This window comes from Streptomyces sp. 35G-GA-8, from assembly GCF_023534745.1.
GTDB lineage: Bacteria > Actinomycetota > Actinomycetes > Streptomycetales > Streptomycetaceae > Streptomyces.
The window spans coordinates 562,698-580,860 of sequence record NZ_JAMHJQ010000003.1 but is presented as its reverse complement, the minus strand read 5'-3'; the positions used below and the strand labels follow the sequence as shown (position 1 = coordinate 580,860).

At 72.1% G+C, this 18,163-nt stretch carries 15 protein-coding genes; 7 read left to right on the top strand and 8 right to left on the bottom strand.

Annotation, left to right across the window (positions count from 1 at the left end; all coding sequences use genetic code 11):
- Positions 1-52: 52 nt before the first annotated feature.
- Positions 53-520 carry an ATP-binding protein gene (locus M1203_RS08815; protein WP_249948975.1) on the bottom strand — a complete coding sequence of 156 codons (468 nt, stop codon included), beginning with the start codon at positions 518-520 and terminating at the stop codon, positions 53-55.
- A 310-nt stretch (positions 521-830) separates the two neighbouring features.
- Between M1203_RS08815 and M1203_RS08810 the strand changes: the two genes are divergently transcribed.
- Entirely contained in the window at positions 831-1,115 is a 285-nt protein-coding gene (locus tag M1203_RS08810) for a hypothetical protein (RefSeq protein ID WP_249948974.1), read from the top strand.
- 46 nt (positions 1,116-1,161) lie between these two features.
- On the opposite strand, the gene nhaA is transcribed toward M1203_RS08810, so the two are convergent.
- Entirely contained in the window at positions 1,162-2,997 is a 1,836-nt protein-coding gene (gene nhaA, locus M1203_RS08805; RefSeq protein WP_249949082.1) for a Na+/H+ antiporter NhaA, read from the bottom strand.
- 254 nt (positions 2,998-3,251) lie between these two features.
- Between nhaA and M1203_RS08800 the strand changes: the two genes are divergently transcribed.
- On the top strand, positions 3,252-4,421 hold the full coding sequence (locus M1203_RS08800; RefSeq protein ID WP_249948973.1) for a CaiB/BaiF CoA-transferase family protein: 1,170 nt from the start codon (positions 3,252-3,254) through the stop codon (positions 4,419-4,421).
- 18 nt (positions 4,422-4,439) lie between these two features.
- Here M1203_RS08800 and M1203_RS08795 read toward each other — a convergent pair whose 3' ends face one another.
- The 3 genes from M1203_RS08795 to M1203_RS08785 are packed head-to-tail and all read right to left on the bottom strand — an operon-like array spanning position 4,440 to position 9,705.
- Positions 4,440-5,111, bottom strand: coding sequence for an RES family NAD+ phosphorylase (locus M1203_RS08795; protein ID WP_249948972.1), 672 nt, complete (start codon positions 5,109-5,111; stop codon positions 4,440-4,442).
- A gap of 1 nt (position 5,112) precedes the next feature.
- The gene (locus tag M1203_RS08790) at positions 5,113-5,811 is read right to left on the bottom strand and encodes a hypothetical protein (protein WP_249948971.1); all 699 of its coding nucleotides are present in this window, start codon (positions 5,809-5,811) and stop codon (positions 5,113-5,115) included.
- A 30-nt stretch (positions 5,812-5,841) separates the two neighbouring features.
- The gene (locus tag M1203_RS08785; protein WP_249948970.1) at positions 5,842-9,705 is read right to left on the bottom strand and encodes a CHAT domain-containing protein; all 3,864 of its coding nucleotides are present in this window, start codon (positions 9,703-9,705) and stop codon (positions 5,842-5,844) included.
- Between the two features lie 387 nt (positions 9,706-10,092).
- On the opposite strand from M1203_RS08785, the gene M1203_RS08780 reads away from it, so the two are divergent.
- Positions 10,093-11,490, top strand: coding sequence for a cytochrome P450 (locus tag M1203_RS08780; RefSeq protein WP_249948969.1), 1,398 nt, complete (start codon positions 10,093-10,095; stop codon positions 11,488-11,490).
- A 26-nt stretch (positions 11,491-11,516) separates the two neighbouring features.
- On the opposite strand, the gene M1203_RS08775 is transcribed toward M1203_RS08780, so the two are convergent.
- Positions 11,517-11,783: a hypothetical protein gene (locus tag M1203_RS08775; protein WP_249948968.1), complete on the bottom strand. Its 267-nt coding sequence runs from the start codon at positions 11,781-11,783 to the stop codon at positions 11,517-11,519.
- A 49-nt stretch (positions 11,784-11,832) separates the two neighbouring features.
- Positions 11,833-13,035, bottom strand: coding sequence for a cytochrome P450 (locus M1203_RS08770; RefSeq protein ID WP_249948967.1), 1,203 nt, complete (start codon positions 13,033-13,035; stop codon positions 11,833-11,835).
- A gap of 202 nt (positions 13,036-13,237) precedes the next feature.
- Here M1203_RS08770 and M1203_RS08765 point away from each other — a divergent pair, with 202 nt between their 5' ends.
- Entirely contained in the window at positions 13,238-14,671 is a 1,434-nt protein-coding gene (locus tag M1203_RS08765) for a M20/M25/M40 family metallo-hydrolase (protein WP_249948966.1), read from the top strand.
- A gap of 121 nt (positions 14,672-14,792) precedes the next feature.
- Here the strand turns inward: M1203_RS08765 and M1203_RS08760 are convergent, their stop codons facing one another.
- A complete protein-coding gene (locus M1203_RS08760) occupies positions 14,793-15,374 on the bottom strand; it encodes a superoxide dismutase family protein (protein WP_249948965.1) in 582 nt (193 codons plus the stop codon).
- A gap of 305 nt (positions 15,375-15,679) precedes the next feature.
- Here M1203_RS08760 and M1203_RS08755 point away from each other — a divergent pair, with 305 nt between their 5' ends.
- Genes M1203_RS08755 through M1203_RS08745 form a run of 3 tightly spaced genes read left to right on the top strand, consistent with a single transcriptional unit; the run spans position 15,680 to position 18,080 of the window.
- Positions 15,680-16,000 (top strand): hypothetical protein, encoded by a 321-nt coding sequence (locus tag M1203_RS08755; protein WP_249948964.1) that lies wholly within the window; start codon positions 15,680-15,682, stop codon positions 15,998-16,000.
- Positions 15,997-16,767 (top strand): two-component system response regulator CseB, encoded by a 771-nt coding sequence (gene cseB / locus M1203_RS08750; RefSeq protein WP_249948963.1) that lies wholly within the window; start codon positions 15,997-15,999, stop codon positions 16,765-16,767. Before M1203_RS08755 ends, cseB begins: the two co-directional genes overlap by 4 nt.
- A gap of 2 nt (positions 16,768-16,769) precedes the next feature.
- Positions 16,770-18,080, top strand: a complete 1,311-nt coding sequence (locus M1203_RS08745; RefSeq protein WP_308404852.1) for a HAMP domain-containing sensor histidine kinase — start codon at positions 16,770-16,772, stop codon at positions 18,078-18,080.
- The last annotated feature ends 83 nt before the right edge of the window (positions 18,081-18,163 follow it).

Sequence of the window (18,163 nt, the reverse complement as noted above, 5' to 3'; positions counted from 1 at the left end):
CCGGCGGGGTGGTCCGGTCGAGACCCCCGTAACACCCCTCCGGGCCTCCGCGTCAGGACGAGACCCGGCGGCGTTCCAGGTCGAAGACGGCCTGGACGCGTTTGCCGACGGGGACCCGCTCGGCGCCCAGGCGGTCGGCCAGCGCGTGGACGATCTCCAGACCGTGACCGCCCGGCCGGCCGGGGTCCCGGTCGTAGCGGTGCGGAAGGGTCGAACTACTGTCGTACACCGTCACGAGCACCTGCCGGTCCGTGCCCTCCAGCTCCAGCAGATACGGGCCATGGCTGTGCCGCTCGGCGTTGGTGACCAGTTCGGTGACGACCAGCAGCAGATCACCGGCCGTGCGGTCGCCGAGCACCGCGAACCACTCCGCCTCCAACTGCTGGAGGAACCGGCCGGCGAGCTGCCTGGCCTCGGCCGCGCAGCCGGGGGCCCCGCTGAATTCGGCGGCCTTGCGCAGGGGCCGCACGGAATCCGAGAGGGCCGCGAGGGCGGTACCGATAATGGACCGTTCGTTCATAGCTCCTGCCCCGCCCACCGATGAGGACGTTCGGGGGCCCTCTTCCCGGATCCCCTTATGCCCATACACGCCCTCGGTATGCCCGTCGGTTTCGTGAAGGGCGTCACGTACGTCCGGGACGCCGGGCGGACGCGGCCGTCGGCGGCGCCGCGTACCGTGCACAAAGGCCAGGTCAGACCTGGTTCGCTCACGGATGGATCCTCCCTGGAGGGGATTGCGCCGCGCGCTCCGGAGGAGGACCGTTGCCTACGACCACGGTGCTGGGCCGCGATGCCGAGCATCACCTCGTCAGGACGTCCGGTATGCCCCTATGACCTCTTCTCCGCCTGATCCGCTGACCATCGTCGTCACCACTCCCCGGTCCGACACGGTCGAGATCAGGCTCGACGGCGAGATGGACGACGAGACCTCGTACGAAGTGGTGGACACCGTACGGCAGTTGCTGCGCGCCCACCGGGGTGTGAGCCGGCTGGAGCTGCACTGCGGGCCCGGCATGGCGGGCGACCCGACGGAGCTGGCCGCGCTGCTGATGATCAGACGTCTGGCGGAGGCCGATGACGTGGACCTCGTCCTGACCGGCCGGGCGGGGCTCTGACGGCACGCCCGGGGGCGTGTCCGTGGCGACCCGGCGGGCGAGGGGGTCAGGGGAGATCGCCCAGCACGGTGCGTGCCTTCGCGGCGCGTACGGCCGCGGTGAGGGCGTCGATGTCGTACGCGCCGTGGTGGCGCCGTCCGTTGACGAAGAACGTGGGGGTGCCCGACACACCGTACGTATCCGCGCTCTCGACGTCCTCGGCGACCCGCGCGGCGCCCTTGTGCGACCGCAGATGGCGGTGGAACCGGTCCGTGTCCAGCCCGATCTCCTCGGCGTACCCGAGGAGATCGGCGGGCCGCAGCGCGCCCTGGTGCCCGAGCAGGAGGTCGTGCATCTCCCAGAAGGCGCCCTGTTCCGCCGCGGCCTCGGAGGCTTCCCCCGCGAGCTGGGCGTTCGGGTGGACGTCGTTGAGCGGCAGATGGCGCCAGACGTACCGGACGTCCCCGAAATCGGCGAGCAGTTCGCGGATCACGGGCTCGGCCAGCCCGCAGTACGGGCATTCGAAATCGCCGTACTCGACCACGGTCACCGGCGCCTCCCGGGGTCCCCGCACATGGTCGCGGTCCGGGTCCACCGGTTCGACGAGATCGACGATCTGCTCGGCGCTGCCCAGCAGGGCCCGGATCCGCCGCCGCCGGGGCAGTGCTCCGATGACGCGCGTGACGAGCCAGGTGGTGGCGAACGAGCAGACGGCCGCGGCGAGAATGCCGATCTTGGCCTGCTCCAGCTGTTCGCTGTCGAAGGCGAGGGTGGCGATCAGCAGCGAGACCGTGAAGCCGATACCGGCGATGGTGCCACCGGCCGCCGTGGCGCCCCAGCCGACCGACGGGCGCAGCCGGCCGTGGCTCAGCCGGGTCGTCAGCAGCGAGGCGCCGAGGATGCCGATGGGCTTGCCCAGCACATAGCCGCACAGGATGCCGAGGGTGATCGGCGACTCGAAGGCCCGTGCCAGCTGGCCGCCGCTGAGGGTGATACCGGCGTTGGCGAGCGCGAAGACGGGCACGACCACATAGCTCGTCCAGGGGTGGTACATCCGCTGGAGCCGTTCGTTCGGTGAGATCGCCGAGGCGATCCCGAGCCGCGCCGTTCGTTCCAGCTCCGGTGTCGGCTGCTCGCGGAAGAGCCGGAACAGTCCGCTCGCCCGTTCCAGATCGCTGCGCGAGGCCGGGTACGCGAAGGTCACCAGCCCCATCGCCAGACCGGTGACGACCGGGTCCACCCCCGACTCCAGCATCGCCACCCAGATGGCCACCGCCAGCACCCCGTACACCACACCCCGGCGCACGCCCCAGGCGCGCAGCAGCAGGACGAGCCCGAAGATGAGCACGGCCACGACCAGCGCGACCGTACGGACCCGCCCGCTGTAGGCGATCGCGATCACACCGAGCGCCACGAAGTCGTCCACGACGGCGACGGTCAGGATGAAGACACGCAGCCCGCGCGGCAGCCGGGTGCCGAAGACGGCGAGCACGCCCAGCGCGAACGCGGTGTCCGTGGACATGGCGACGCCCCAGCCGTGCACCGAGGTGTGTCCGGCATTGAAGACGAGGAAGATGGCGACCGGCACCAGCATTCCGCTGACGCCGGCGATCATCGGGAGCGCGACCCGTTTCCGTTCGCGCAGTTCCCCCATGTCGAACTCGCGGCGGGCCTCCAGACCGACGACGAAGAAGAACAGCGTCATGAGTCCGCTGTTCACCCATTCGCGCAGCTCCAGCGAGATCCCGGCGGAGCCGATCCGGACCGAGAGCGCCGTCCGCCAGAACTCCTCGTACGTTCCCGGACCCGCGTTGGCCCAGACGAGCGCCGCGAGAGCCGCGGCGAGCAGGACGGCCGCGCTGCCCGTCTCCGTACGCAGGAAGTCGCGCAACGGCGTGCGCATGTCGTCGCGCTCGGTCTGGCCGGAGAGGTTCGGGGTCGCCGGGTCCGCGGTCACCTCGCCATTCTCCTGCGGCGCGGGCGCCATGGCTCAGTGACTCAGCCGCGCCGTGGAACGCCCGGTGCGTCGCGCTCCGGAAGGTCGGCCGTGTTCAGGGCGGGATACGGTCGCGAGGAGGACGATCGTAGGGCCTCCCCCGCCTCCGGGGCGGGCGCGGGCGGGCGGAACCCGTCCGGCCCCGTTCGAAAGGACCTCCCGTGCTCCCACTGGACGGCATCACCGTGATCTCTGTCGAGCAGGCGGTCGCGGCCCCGTTCGCCACCCGCCAGCTCGCCGACCTGGGCGCCCGCGTCATCAAGGTGGAGCGCCCGGGGACCGGCGACTTCGCGCGTGACTACGACGAGACGGTCCGGGGCATGTCCAGCCACTTCGTCTGGCTCAACCGGAGCAAGGAATCCATCGCTCTCGATCTGAAGCGGCCCGAGGACGCCGACGTGCTCCGGCGGCTCGTCGACCGGGCCGATGTGTTCGTACAGAACCTCGCCCCGGGTGCGGCCGACCGGCTGGGCCTGGACGCCGCGACCCTCATCGGCGCCCACCCCCGGCTCGTCGTGTGCGCCATCTCCGGCTACGGAACCGGCGGCCCCTACACGGACCACAAGGCGTACGACCTGCTGGTGCAGTGCGAGTCCGGGGCGATGTCACTGACGGGTACGGCGGAGACACCCGCGAAGATCGGTATCCCGGTCGCCGACATCGCCGCCGCGATGTACGCGTACAGCGGCATCCTCACGGCGCTCTACGAACGCGAACGCACCGGCCGGGGCGGGGCCTTCGAGGTGTCGATGCTGGAAGCGCTCGGGGAGTGGATGGGGTATCCGGGCTACTTCACCCGCTACGGCGGCGCCCAGCCGCGACGTTCGGGCGCCGAGCACGCGGCCATCGCCCCCTACGGTCCGTACGCCACCGCCGACGGGGTACGGGTCTTCCTCGGCATCCAGAACGAGCGCGAGTGGGAGGACTTCTGCGCGCGGGTCCTGGACGCGCCCCGTCTCGCCACCGACCCGCGGTTCGCCAGGAACTCCCTGCGGGTGGCGAACCGTGACGCGCTGCGGACCCGGATCGAGGAACGTTTCGCCACCCTGAACGCGAGCGAGGTCGAGCGGCGCCTCGAATCGGCCCGGATCGCCCATGCCCGGCTGCGGGACGTGGCGGAGTTCGCGGAGCACCCGCAGCTCGCCGCCCGGAACCGCTGGCGCACCGTGGACTCCCCGGTGGGGCCGCTCGACGCGCTCCTGCCGCCGGTCACCGTCGCGGGCCGGGAGCCCAGGATGGGTCGCGTACCGGCCCTGGACGAACACCGCGAGCGCATCCTGGCCGAACTGAACTCGACGGCGGCGCGGCACAGCGGCTCGCGGGGAGTCTAGGGCGGGTCCTCGTCCGGATCAGGCCGGATCAGGAAGCGGGGCCGGCGGGAAGATCACCGCCCGCAGCGGCGCCAGCAGTTCGTTGACGTGCTCGATCCCCTCGGGCGTTCCCAGCGGGAGCGGCGTTGCCGCCGAGGGTTTCAGCGCGTCGGGGGCACGGCGGTCGCCGAAGAACATCAGGGACTCCAGGGGCCGGTTGCGGCGTGCCTGCCAGCGCAGGCCCTGGGCCCAGGGGGCGCTGTCGCGCAGGTACCTGGCCCAGCGTCGGGTGAAGGCGTACTGCGGGCCGTCGGCCTCGACGAGCCAGCCGTCCTGGCACACCGCGGCCAGCTCCACCGCCGAGCACAGCGACACCACCCTCAGATCCTCGGTGACCTCCAGCGCGGACAGGGTCCGCTCCGCGACCTCATGGCCGAGGATCACCCGTACCCCCAGCCTCATGTCGAAGTCCCGGTCGCGCAGCAGCACTTCGGCGAGCGCCGTCGCGGGGTCGGGCGCGGCGTACAGGAACGGGTATGGGCTCTCGGTGACGCCGTCGAAGCGTGAGCCGCCGAAGTAGGGATCGGCGGGACGGGGGTTGAAGTCCGTCACCGCGCGGGTGGATCCATGGACCCGCCACAGCACCGTTCCGGCGGGGACGGTGTGCGCGTGGGGGAAGACCGGTACGTCCGGCAGGGCCTGCGCCGTCATATCAGTCCTCCCCCAGGGCCGCACCGGCGCAGGCCACCAGCTCGTCGTCCCTGTCCGCGCCCAGCAGAGCGGCGGGCGGCTTCCCCAGCCAGACGTTCGAGGCCAGCCACCAGGCGGTCACACCCCATGGGTCCCGGTCGGCGCCGAGCAACCGGTTGACCCGTACCACCACCTCCCGGGGCCGGCCCGAGGGCTCGAACTGGAAGCGGGGGAAGGCCGTCGCCTCTCCGGGCCTGTCCAGCCGGATGAGGTCGCGCGCCATGGGGTTCCGGCGCAGAGCGCGTGCCTCGTCGTCGCTGAGCACGGGGGTGACCGCGAGCACGCGGCGCCGGACGAGGTCCATGAGCGCGGCGGGTGCGGGGACCGGGATACCGGCGTCCGTGGTATCGGCGTCCTCCGGCTCGAAGGAGAGACCGGCGAGGGACAGGATGGCCGCGGCCTCCGCGTCGATGGCCGCGCGGTCCAGCACGTCCGGAGCCCGCCAGTTGGCCCCCCGAAGGATCGCCAGCGCCACCGGGTGGTCGGGGGGAAGCGCCTCGGCGAGGGCGAGCAGCAGCCGTCTCGCGTGCGGTTTCGGGTCATCGGCGGCTCGCATCCGGGCCTGGATCGACGCGACTTCGGCCCGGTCGCCGGCGTCGAGCCGCGCGACCAGGTCGGCCCGGTGGTCCGTCACGATCCTGTTCAGGTCTGCCAAGCTCATCGGCGTCAACTCCGGCTGGACGGTGGGAGGTCAGCGTCCCTGGTGGGTGTACGCGGCCCAGGCGTGGATGTGAAGGTGTTCGGGGTCGTTCACCTGCCCGGCCATCAGCCGGCTCATTCCGGGGACGGGCGCGCGCTCCGGGTCGAGCATCCACAGCTGCGCGGCGCGCAGGGCGCGTGCGGGCGTGACGCCCTGGGAGAGATGGTGATGGAACACGGTCATGAGCAGGCCGCCGGGCCGGTCGGGAACGTTCCAGCGTGAGCCGACGACGCCGGCCGCTCCCGCGGTCAGGAAGGCGGTGGCGAGAGTGAGCGCCTCGTCGTGGTCACGTTCGCTCAGATCGCTGAGACAGGCGTTGAGTACGACGAGGCCGCCGGGGCTGCCGGGGCGGCGGCCCGCCGCCCGTTCGAGCACCCGCGAGATCGGGAGCTTCAGTTCGGTCCGCGCGGCACGCTCGCTCTCCCGGGTGCCGCCGAAGAGCAGGGCCGAATCGAGCGGGACCTCTCGTGTGTCGGCGTGGCAGCCGAGATGGAGGAGGGAGGCGCCCGTCTCTCCCCGGCCGGGCAGACAGGCGAGTACGCGCTCGGGCAGTCGGGCGTGTTCCTCGGCCGTTTCCGTCTCGGCGCCCAGGACGCGGGCCCGCGGGTAGTGGGCGTCGCGGATGCCCTCCGCCTCCAGCACCGGCCACAGGAGGTCGCCGCTGGGGTCGAGAACGATGACGGGGTCGTCGGCGGGCGGCAGTTGGTCGCGTCCGGCCGCCTCCGCGAACTGCCTGCCACTCGCCGCGTAGGACACCACCGCGTCCTGGATCACATAGCGGTACCCCGTCGCGTCGCCGGTGCCGGCGGCCGGGGCGCGGGCGGCGTGCCAGGTGACCACGCCGAGCGTGGAGCAGGGCACAAGCACCAGATGCGGGGGCCGGTCGCGGTCCCGGTCCCAGGCCGCGATCTCGTCGAGCACCGGTCCCATCGCCGCCGGGTACGCCCAGTCGCAGAGGCGGTCCAGCGCGGCCCGCCAGTCGCTCTCGGCGCTTTCGCGCCCGGCGCCGCGGGCCCGGGAGAACGCCGTGCGGGCGGAGATGTACGACCGGAGCGGAGCACAGGCACGCCACGCCAGTCCTGGCAGGGGGATGTGTACGACGCGGCCGTCCGTGTCCACCAGCAGCGCGGCGCCGGGGGCATCGCTGTCCTCGGGCCCGTCCAGGAGGTAGACCAGCGCGTCGGCGTGCACCGCGGCGAGGGACTTCCCGAGAGCCGCCGGGGTGAGCGCTTCGTGCAGGCTGTGCCGGCCGTCGTGCTCGGCGAGTACGCCCAGTGCCTGCCGCCGCAGCTCGCTGGGGATCTCCCCGCCGGGCATGCCCTGTTCGAGCAGCAGCCGCACCGTACCGCGCAGGCTCTCGGCCACGACGGCGTCCGGGTCCGCCGCGCCCCCGGATCCGGGCGCGGACACCAGGGGAGGCGCCGGTGGCAGCACCGGCGCCGGGCTGTCGAGCACATGGGCGCGCCAGCGGTCGGCGAGGTCCGGCCGCCCGGCCGCCACCAGCCGGTCCGGTACGTCGGTCGCGGTGGTCGAGGCGCGCAGTACGAGCGCCCGCCCCAGTTCGAGCGCCTCGACGGCCGTGCGCGGATGTCCGTCCGCCAGACTCCAGTGCGCGACGCGTACGGCCCTGCGCGCCGCGCCCCTGGCGGGGAGCAGTCCGTGATGGGCGCCGCGCTGGAGCATCACCTCGGCGGCCACGGTCCGGATCACGGCGAGACCCGCGTCGACCGCGGCGGAGAGGTCGCCCGCCGCGGGATCTCCGCGCCGCCGATATCCGTCGGCGAGGCCGTCCAGTACGGCCACGGCCGCGATGGGCGGCGTATCCGGGCCCATCCGCTCCCGGGCGCGTTCCAGGCCGAGCAGCGCAGTCGCCAGTACCTCCGGATCGCCGTTGAGCAGATTCAGCATCAGCCGGGCCGAGCCGAGACCGGCGTGTCCCATGAGGCGGAAGTCCGCGGGAAGCCGCGACTCCTGTGCCACGAACTCTTCCAGCAGGGACGTCCCTCGCCGCAGCTCGGCGGTGTCCCCCCGTACCGCCCCTCGCACCACGGCAGCCAGCCCGCCGAACGTGGCCGCCATCGGCTGGAGCCAGGAGACGGCGAAATCGTCACCGAGTGCGGTCTCCTCCAGCAGGTCCAGCCCGGCGGTCAGTTCGTCCCAGTCCTGGTTCTTCATGGCGTGTCCGAGCATGCCGATGGCCGTGGCGACGTTCACGGGCGCGGGCAGCAGGAGTGCGCCGTCGCTCCCGACGATGGTCCGGAGTTCGGCCAGCGCCTCCGCCGCGCCGTCGCCCTCCTCATTGGCGCGCAGCCCCAGGGCGAGGGCCCGGAAGGTCTCGCCGAACTTCTGGTACCTGGCGGGGCGTTTGAGGGGCCGGTGCGCGACCGCGGCGCCGGTGGCGTGGTCCAGGAAGATCCGTCCCGTCTCGGCGTCCTGGCGGGTGCCGTGCCGCAGATAGTGGAAGTCGAGCGTGCCTCCCAGCAACGCCAGAGCGGCCGGTGCGACGGCGTGCTCCGCCGGGATCAGTTCGGTGGCCCTCCGCAGATGCGCCAGGGCGCGCCGGCTGTCCTCCGTCTCTCCGGAGATCACGGCCCGGAGCATCAGCGAACCGCCCACCTGGAGATGGGCGACGCCGGGGTGGGAGTCGTCAGGGGCGAGCCCGGCCGTACGCTCCAGCATCTTGTCCGCGGCAGCCAGCGCCTCCGACAGACCGTTCGGCGAGGCGCCCCGGGGAGCGGGCGCGCCGTCGGGGCGCCAGCGCAGCAGCGCGCGCACCCCGGCCACGACCGACTCGTCCACCAGCTCCGGGGAGCGGTGCCGCAGCGCCTCCAGGAACTGCCGTGAGCCGAGCAGATCCAGCACGGAGTCGTACCACGGGCTGCCGGCGGTGATCTCCGCCCTCGCCCTGGCCAGGACGGCGGACGCGGCCGCCAGATCCTCGTCGGTGCCCGAGTCCGACGCACGGTCCAGATACTCCTGCGCCAATTCGCCGAGCAGAGCGTCCCGCAGGAGGTGTCCCGGGGGAAGGGTGTCGATGGCCTCCTCCAGCGCCGGGCCGGTCTCTCCGGGCGTGCCGTCGGTGTGACGGGACACCTCCAGGGCGGCCAGTCGCGCGAAGGACTGGAACTCGGTCCGGTTCACGGCGCCCTTGGGCATCAGCCCCACCCCCTGCTGGAACAGGGGCAGCGAACGCATCATCGACAGGGGGTCGAAGGGCCCTCCGAGCACCATGCGCAGGATCGGCACCATCCCGAGCATGAGCTTCAGCGAGCCATGGACGGGTTCCGGCCACCGCGGGCAGGCGCTGCTGTACTGGAGATGGCCGATCGACTCGTCGAGATGGGCGACAAGTCGCGCCCGCTCCTCGGGATCGCTCGGCGGAGCCTGCATCCATCGCCTGGCCGACTCGAAGTCGACGGGGGCGCCGAGTCTCAACTGCCGTGGCAGTGCGGGGAAGAAGAGCATCCAGCCGAGCCACAGCCGGGCGTAGTCCTGGTCCCAGCTCCCCGGCCGGGCGGTGTTGAGGACGCGCCGGAACACCGTCAGCGCGATCCGCCGTTCCTCGTCCTCGCCCCCGAACCGGACATGGCGGATCATCAGCACGCTGCCGAGCCGGACATCCAGACGGAGGCGACGCGGATCGTCGAGGGGCAGTTCCCGGTCCGCCTCCAGCAGCACGTCCCGCGCTTCCTCCACGGCCAGTTGACCGACCGCCTCCCGTACCCGGTCGGGCGCGAGGGGATCGGGACCGGTCATACGGTCTCCCAGCCGCAGGAAGCGATCGGCCAGCGCGATCCCCCAGTCGGCGAGTTGCCGCGCCCGCTCGACCGGGTCCAGCCTGTGGATCTCCGTCATCGCGATTCCCCCCGCAGTCGTCGCTGACGTGCCGTCAGTAACTCTTCACCGTAACGCCGTTGCCCGTGCCGGGGCGGCCATACCGCCACTGTGCGGTGCGGGGAGGCCGTACGGAGGCGACCGCCCGGAAGACAACCGGAAGGCGACCCGAAGGCGACCGCTCGAAGGGCCCGCCTTCTCCGGTGAATTTGTTGTCCAAGCCTTTGATGTTGCCGGGCTTGGCAAGGAGGCCCCGCCGGAGCACCGTGGAGGGCGACTGGGCGGCCGGTGGTGATCACACCCAACCGGACTCGCGTACCTGCTTGTTGAACGCTGCGCAGTTCGCCGCGCCGCCGGTCGACCCCCGGTGCGGTGAGCCGCACCGAGGGAAGAGTGGAAGAGACCGGCGTGGAACGAGGCAGCGGGGGCTACTCCCCGTACATCACTCTGGAGTCACTGACGACGGAGCCTCTGCTCGGACGTGAGTATCAGGACCACCCGGAGGCCGTGCACGAACGGTTACGGAGCCGGCACGGGGCGGTCGCTCCAGTGGATCTGCTCGGTGTACCCGTCTGGCTGGTGCTGGGATACCAGGAGGCGCTGCACATACTCCAGAACGACGCGATGTGGCCCAAGGGCATCCAGCACTGGCGCGCCCGCAACGAGGGCCGCGTCCCGGCCGACTGGCCGGTCGCTCCCGCGCTGGAGGCCGGCAACACGATGGCGCGCGGTGGGGCCGACCACTCCCGATACCGGACGGCGTGGGACGCGGCGCTGAAACCCTTCCAGGACCCGGGGCATCCGCAGACCCGCCGGCTCAAGGACAACATCCGCAGAACCGCGAACGAACTCGTCGTGCTCCTCGCCCAGGAGGGCAGGTCGGGTACGGCGGATCTGGCCGCGCGGTTCTCCCGTCCGCTGCCGCTCATGGTGGCCGGCGAGCTGCTGGGCGCCTCGGGATCCCACGGCGAGCGGACCCTCATGGACATCTGGCGGATCCTGGACGCCGGACCCGACTCGGCCGTGGCCTCCGAGCGCGTACACACCGCCATGGGCGCACTCGCCGAGGAGAAGCGGCGCCGGCCGGGCGAGGACTTCCCCTCCTACATGCTGGCCGCACATCCTCAGCTGACGTCCTCGGAGCTGGCCCACGAACTCACCATGCTCATGGGGATGATCTCCGACCACGCGGGCATCCTCATCGCGAACGCCGTCGTCGAGATCATCACCGGCGACGGCCGCGCACGCGCGAGCCTGTCGGCGGGCATGATCCGCGAGACCGTCAATCATGTCGTCCTGCGGAAGCCCCCGTTGGCCAACTTCATGCCGCGGTTCCCGCTCAAAGACCAGCGGCTGGGCGGGTATGTCATCCGGGCGGGCGAGCCGGTATGGATCGCCACCGCGGCCACGCACGCGGACCTGCGCTCGGCGGCCGGTACGTCCCCGGACCGGGCGACGAGCACGCGCGCGCATCTCTCCTGGGGAGCGGGGCCGCGGCAGTGCCCGGCGCGTGAGCTGGCGACCACGATCACCACGCTGGCCCTTGAGTGCCTGTTCGAGCACTTCGCGCTGCTGGAACTGGCCGTACCGGCGGACCAACTCCCCTGGCGCTCCTCACCGTTCGTACGGGGCCTGCGCTCCCTGCCCATCAGATACGAGCTGAGGGCCGACTACGTGATTCCCGCCCCCGACCGGTCGGCGGCCGACGAACGGGCCCCGGGCGAGGAGCGGCCGGCCGAGGCCTCCACGCTGCGACGGCTGCTCGCCGGCACGGTCACCGGGAAGGTTGATCCGTACTCGTTCTAAGGCGTGTCCGGCTGTGGGTGGCCGAGTCAGGGGGTGTCGCCCCGCCAGTCCCACAGCCACGGGTCCGCGGGCCCTGGGCCGTACAGCGCGTGGCCCCCGGATCCGTACGCGCCGATCTCGGTGGCCAGCGCGGCGCCTTCGCGCAGCTGTCCGGCCGTCCAGCCGGTGACATCGAGGAGCAGGCCGTCCAGCGGTCCTGCGACCAGCTCACGGTAGACATGGCCGGGCCTGGGCCCCGGGTCCGGGTCCTCGTGGTCGGCGCCGTACACCCGCCGCCGTATCAGTTCGTCCATGTCAGCCAGCGTCCCACCCACCACTGACATTGCATGGCCGCGCCGTCCCTCAGACCGCGACCGGCAGCCCTTCCAGTCCCCGGATCACGAAGTTCGGCTTGCGTACGGGCTCGGCGGCCGGCCGCAGTCCGGGGGCCAGCTCCAGCACCGCGGCCATGGACGCGGCCAGTTCGATACGGGCCAGTGGCGCGCCGATGCAGTAGTGGATGCCCGCGCTGAATGATATGTGCGGGTTGTCCCGACGGGCCAGATCCAGGCCGTCCGGATCGGCGAAGACCGCCGGGTCGCGGTTGGCCGAGCCGAAGAGCAGGGCGACCTCGGCCCCGCGCGGCACGGTGGTACCACCGATCTCGACCGGATCGAGCACCCAGCGCTCGAAGAGCTGGAGCGGTGTGTCGTAGCGCAGCAGCTCCTCGACGGCGGTGGGCAGGAGGGTCCTGTCCGCGCGCAGGGCGGCGAGCTGTCCGGGGTGCCGGAACAGCGCGTACCACCCGTTGACGGTGGCGTTGACGGTCGCCTCGTGCCCGGCGTTCAGCAGCAGCGCGCAGGTGGCGACCATCTCGGCCTCGGTCAGCTTCTCGCCGTGGTCGTGGGCCGCGATGAGCCCGGAGATCAGGTCCTCTCCCGGCTTCTCGCGCCGTACGGAGATGAGGTCGCGCAGATACGCGGAGAACTCCTGGGACGCGACGACCGCGCGGCGGGCGGTCTCCTCCGACGGGTTCAGCTCGTACATGCCGACGATCGCCGCCGACCACGGCCGCAGCAGCGGCCGGTCCGTCTCCGGGACGCCCAGCATCTCGGCGATGACGGCGACCGGCAGCGGTTCCGCCACGGCCTCCAGCAGGTCGCCCCCGCCGCGCTCCACGAGCCGCTCCACCAGCTCCCCGGCGAGCCGCCGCACATATGGCCCCAGCCGGTCGACCGTACGCGGGGTGAACGCCTTCGACACCAGGCGCCGGATCCGGGTGTGGTCCGGTGGCTCCAGCTCCAGCATGCCGTGGTCGTTCAGCTCGTGGAACGGCTCACGGCCGGGCGGCGGCGCGGTCTTCCCGAACTCCTCGTGGCTGAACCGGTGTCCGTAGGAACGGCCGAGCCGCCGGTCCCGGAGCAGCGCCGACACATCCGCGTGGTGCGGGACGAGCCATTGGTCGCTCGGCTCGTAGTAGTGCACCCGGCCGCGGGCACGCAGCTCGGCGTAAGCGGGGTAGGGGTCGGCGAGGAACGCGCTCGACCGGGGGGCGAAGTCAGGCATTCCAGGAAGGTATCCGGCGGCGGGGACGAAGACCAGCACGGTTCCGCGGCGACGGGCGGGGCCAACGACAGGTTTGCCGCGGACACTGTCGGAGTGGCACGTAATGGACACCGCGCGTACAGGTTGACCACCTTGTGCCCGATTGGCCTGTCCATGACCATGGAGCGCCGGATCATTCATGTAGCCATGGAAGGGACTCGCCATGTCGCAGCACCCCACCGGGATACCTCGAAGAACCGCCCTTTCCGCCACCGTCGCGACCGCCGTGGTGGGAGTTCCCGCACTGGCGTCGACGGCGTCGGCGGCCCCCGCGAGCGCGTCCACCGAGCGGGGATCCGGAGACCGGCCCGCCACCGCGCAGGCCCCCGGCCGGGAGTTGCGGGAACTGCTCAAGGAGATCGACCGTGACCGGATCGAGGCGACCGTGCGCAAGCTCGCCGCGTTCGGGACGCGGCACACCCTGTCCTCCCAGGACGATCCCGAGCGCGGGATCGGCGCCGCCCGGGACTGGATCCACGCCGAGCTGAAGAAGTACGCCGAGGCTTCCGGCGGCCGGATGACCGTGGAGCTCCAGTCGTATATGCAGGAACCCGCCTCACGGATCCCGGTGGAGACCCGGATCACCAACGTCCTCGCGACGCTGCGCGGTTCGGTCGACCCCGATCGTGTCCATGTCGTCTCCGGCCACTACGACTCGCGTGCCTCCGATGTCATGGACGCGGTGAGCGACGCGCCGGGCGCCGATGACGACGCCTCCGGGGTTGCCGTGGCGCTGGAGCTGGCCCGTGTGATGGCGAAACGGCGGCCCGCCGCGACCATCGTGTTCGCCGCCGTGGCCGGTGAGGAGCAGGGGCTGTACGGGGCCACGCATCTGGCGGACTGGCTCAAGACGGCGGGCACCGACGTCCGGGCCATGTTCACCAATGACATCGTCGGCAGCTCCCGGGCCGACGACGGCAGCCGGGACCCGTACACCGTGCGGCTGTTCGCCGAAGGTGTGCCCAGCTCCGAGACCCCGCAGGAGGCCGCCACCCGCCGCTCGGTCGGCGGTGAGAACGACTCGGGGACCCGCCAGCTCGCGCGCTTCGTCCGGGACGTGGCGAGCAACGACGCCACGGGCATGGACGTCCGGGTGGTCTACCGCCGGGACCGCTATCTGCGCGGTGGTGACCACATCCCCTTCCTCGAACGCGGCTACAGCGCGGCCCGGTTCACCGAGCCGGCCGAGGACTTCGCGCATCAGCACCAGGACGTCCGGGTCGAGGACGGCACGCAGTACGGCGATCTGCCCGAGTTCTGCGACTTCGGCTATATCGCCCGCGTGGCGCGCGTCAACGCCGCGGTGCTGTGGACGCTCGCCCAGGCCCCGGCCGCGCCGAGCGGGGTGAAGATCGTCACCAGCTCGCTGACCAACTCCACCGAGCTGGTGTGGGCGCCCGTTACCGCACCCGATCTGACCGGGTACGAGGTGGTGTGGCGCGAGACCACCGACCCGGAGTGGACCCATGTGATCAGGGCCGGTAACGGGACGAGCCACACCGTGGACCTGTCCAAGGACAATGTCTTCTTCGGCGTCCGCGGGGTGAACCGGGCCGGTTACCGGAGCCCGGTGGCCTTCCCCGTACCGCAGCGCTGACGGGATCCCCTGCGTCGAACCCGACAACAGGACGAGGCCCCGGGGCACGATCCCCCGGCCCCGGGGCCACGCGTACGGGCATCACGCCGCCCTCGCTCCCGCCCTCGCCCCCGCCCACGCCTCAGGCAAAGGGCACGGTGAGGCAGGCGAGCCGGGCCCCCGCGGTCCCGGCCTCGCCCGGATCCGTCATCGTCCCGTGGTCATGGATCACCACGGAACGCGCCTCGCCCCGCCGGAAGCGCCAGTCGTGCGTGGACTCGGCGACGGCCCGCCCCAGCACGTTCGTGGTGATGTCCAGCCAGACCTCGTTGACGGCGTTCGCGTAGGCGGGGTCGGTGGAGGGCTGGTGCGGGTCCTTGATGTTCTGGTAGTGCGGTCCCGCGTCCTCCGGGGCGCGGCCACAGGGCTTGGTGTGCACATGCGCCCCGTACACGCGGTTCGGGAGCAGCCCGTACACGGCGAGTTCGACCCCGGTGGTCCTGGCACCGGTGCGCTCGACCACGACGGCGCCCGCGCCCGGGGGCACCTTCGTCCGGTCGTAGGTCACCCCGTCCGGCGGGAAGTACGGGGACGGCGGCAGGAACCGGCCCTGCGCCGCCACCGTGACGGAGCCGTCCCCCGCCGACGCCACCGTGGGCGGCATCGCGAGCAACGCGGTGACGGCGAGAACAGCTGAAGCCGAAGCCTTGGAGCGGAACGTCACGAGCGGCCTCCTTCGAACGGATCTGATCGCCCTGTCAACGGAGAAGAGCGGGCGGAGGATGTGCGGAAATCCGAACGAATTGAGGCCGGCCGGCGGCTGACACAGAGTCGAATGACTGTGTCTTCCCCTAATCCGAATCGTGCTATTCGCGCGCAGGGCCCCGGTATCGGCCGACCGCTAGGCTCCGCTCAATGCGCTCCCCATACCTCGTGCTCCTCCGTCCGGGCGCGGCGCGGCGTCGCCTTGGAGGCGGCCGTCGCCGGCCGCTGTGGCATGGGACGGAGCGGGGCCGCGCCGTCGGAATCATGGCCGCCGCGGCGATCGTGCTGGGGGTGGCACTGACCGGATACGCGTCCGACACGGGGGTACGGGACGCCGGTGCGGCGGCGGACCTGCCACCACCGGCGGACATGGCTCCGCGGGGGTCGGACGAGACCTCGTCGGGGGATCCCGCGCCGGCCGCGCCGGCGCCGTGCTCACCACCCGCCGATCTCGTCCTCTCCCTGCGTCACGCCCCCGGGAGCCTGCCGGCCGCCTCCTTCGGCCGTATCGCTCTGCCCGCTCTCCCCCGTACCTTCATCGACGGCCTGCCGTCCCGTGCCGGAACAGCGAGGACCCTGCCATGACCACCGCGCGTGCCCTCCTCGACGAGCCGGCCGAACCGCACATCCTGTTCGTGGAGGACGACGCGGTGATCCGCGACACCGTCCGGATCGCGCTCCAGCGCTACGGCTTCACGGTCTCCACGGCGGCCGACGGCCTCACCGGCCTTGAGCTCTTCCGGAGCGCGCAACCGGATCTGCTGCTGCTCGACGTCATGCTGCCGGAGCTCGACGGCATCGGACTGTGCCGGAGGATAAGGGAGTTCAGCCTCGCGCCGATCCTCATGGTGACGGCGCGCGGCGACGACCTGGACATGATCTCCGGTCTGGAGGCGGGCGCGGACGACTATGTGGTCAAGCCGTGCGAGACCGCGGTGCTCGTCGCGCGCATACGGTCGCTGCTGCGCCGTGCCTCCTTCGCGTCCGTGCGCGAGGAGCCCACGCGTGAGGTGCGGGAGGTGCGGGAGGACGACGGGACGGCGCGTGCCGGGACGCCGGACGGCGGGGGCGTCCTCGCCTTCGGCGACCTGACCATCGACACCTACGGCATGGAGGTACGGCGCGCGGGCGAGGTGGTGGCACTGACCCCTACGGAGCTGCGGCTGCTGCTGGTCTTCGCCGCGTCGCCCGGTGTCGTACTGGAGCGTCGGACGCTGCTGAGGAAGGTGTGGGACCACGCCTGGGACGGTGACGCCCGGGTGGTCGATCTGCATGTGAAGCGGCTGCGCGCCAAGATCGACGCCGAGCGGATAGAGACCGTACGCGGCTTCGGATACAAGTTGCGACGCTGACCGTGCCCGAACATCGGCCGACCCCCCTGACCCCCGGATTCCCGCCGCGTTCCTTGCAGTGGCGCATCGCGGGGCTGGTGGCCGCGGCGACCTGTCTGGCCGTGGTCGTCCTGATGGTGCTGGTCCACCGGGCGTCGCGCGCCTTCGAGTTGGAGCAGTCGCGCTCGGTCGCCATGCTCACACTGGAACGGGCCTCGGTGTCCTACGCGCGTACGGGACTGGTCAGCGGTACGGGCGCCGAGCTGGACGCGGCCGGGGTGCCCGGCGAGCTGCGGTCGCTGGTGGGTCAGGGCCGGCACGGTACGCAGTACGCGGACGGACCCGACGGTCCCGCGATGTGGGCGGCGCGGCCCGCCGGCCCCCGGATCCTTTCGGTGCGGCTCGCGTTGAGCACCACGCTGGGCGATCTGGAGGCGTTCAACAAGAGCATTCTGCGGGCGGGCCTGCTGACGACGGTGGTCGTACTGCCGCCCGTCTGTCTGGTGGCCCGGGGAATGAGCCGCAGACTGCGCACGGCCGCGGGCATCGCGCGGCGGATAGCGGCCGGTGATCTGGACGCCCGGATAGCGGCGCGGCCCCGCCCCTTCGACGAGATAGCCGAGATCTCCGGCGCGGTCGACTCGATGGCGGCCTCGCTCCAGGCGCGGCTGCGCGGCGAGCAGCGCTTCACCGCCGATGTCGCCCATGAGCTGCGCACGCCACTGATGGGTCTGGTCACCGCCGCCGAACTCCTCCCGGACGGTGAGGCGGAGCGTTACGTACGGGACCGCGTACGCACGCTGTGCGCGCTGGTGGAGGATCTGCTGGAGATCTCCCGGCTCGACGCGGGCGCGGAGCGGGCGGACCCGCGGCACTGCGCCCTGGTGGAGCTGCTCGAAGAGACCGTGGAGCGGGTCGCGGTCCCGGCCACGGTGCTGGTCCGTGGGGCGGCGGGCCCGGCGGACGTACGGGCGTGGACCGATCCCCGCAGGCTGGAGCGTATCGTCGCCAACCTCGTCGTCAACGCGCACCGGCACGGCCGGCCGCCGGTGACGGTCATGGTGGGCGTGGACACCGACACCGGTGTACCGACGGTCTCCGTGCGCGACAACGGCCCCGGCTTCCCCGCCGGGCTGCTCGACGACGGCCCTCAGCGGTTCCGTACGGGCGCGCGTGAACGCGGTACGGGGCACGGTCTCGGGCTGACCATCGCGCTCGGACAGGCGCAGGTCGTCGGCGCCACGCTGACATTCGGCAACGCCCCCGACGGCGGGGGCGCCGTGGTCGTCGTACGGCTGCCGCGCGGTCCGGCGGCGGAGAAGATACCGGACTGACACTGCGTCGACACCGTACGGACGAACGGCCGACGCGCCGTGGCCGCACAGCCGAGCCCGTCCCGACCTCCCGCCCGGCCCGG

Coding starts and splice junctions, on each gene's coding strand:
- M1203_RS08790 (WP_249948971.1), bottom strand. CDS start 5,811: ATGAGCTTGGCAGACCTGAACAGGATCGTGACGGACCACCGGGCCGAC.
- M1203_RS08775 (WP_249948968.1), bottom strand. CDS start 11,783: ATGGACGAACTGATACGGCGGCGGGTGTACGGCGCCGACCACGAGGAC.
- M1203_RS08810 (WP_249948974.1), top strand. CDS start 831: ATGACCTCTTCTCCGCCTGATCCGCTGACCATCGTCGTCACCACTCCC.
- M1203_RS08785 (WP_249948970.1), bottom strand. CDS start 9,705: ATGACGGAGATCCACAGGCTGGACCCGGTCGAGCGGGCGCGGCAACTC.
- M1203_RS08770 (WP_249948967.1), bottom strand. CDS start 13,035: ATGCCTGACTTCGCCCCCCGGTCGAGCGCGTTCCTCGCCGACCCCTAC.
- M1203_RS08765 (WP_249948966.1), top strand. CDS start 13,238: ATGTCGCAGCACCCCACCGGGATACCTCGAAGAACCGCCCTTTCCGCC.
- cseB (WP_249948963.1), top strand. CDS start 15,997: ATGACCACCGCGCGTGCCCTCCTCGACGAGCCGGCCGAACCGCACATC.
- M1203_RS08795 (WP_249948972.1), bottom strand. CDS start 5,111: ATGACGGCGCAGGCCCTGCCGGACGTACCGGTCTTCCCCCACGCGCAC.
- M1203_RS08815 (WP_249948975.1), bottom strand. CDS start 520: ATGAACGAACGGTCCATTATCGGTACCGCCCTCGCGGCCCTCTCGGAT.
- nhaA (WP_249949082.1), bottom strand. CDS start 2,997: ATGCGCACGCCGTTGCGCGACTTCCTGCGTACGGAGACGGGCAGCGCG.
- M1203_RS08755 (WP_249948964.1), top strand. CDS start 15,680: ATGGCCGCCGCGGCGATCGTGCTGGGGGTGGCACTGACCGGATACGCG.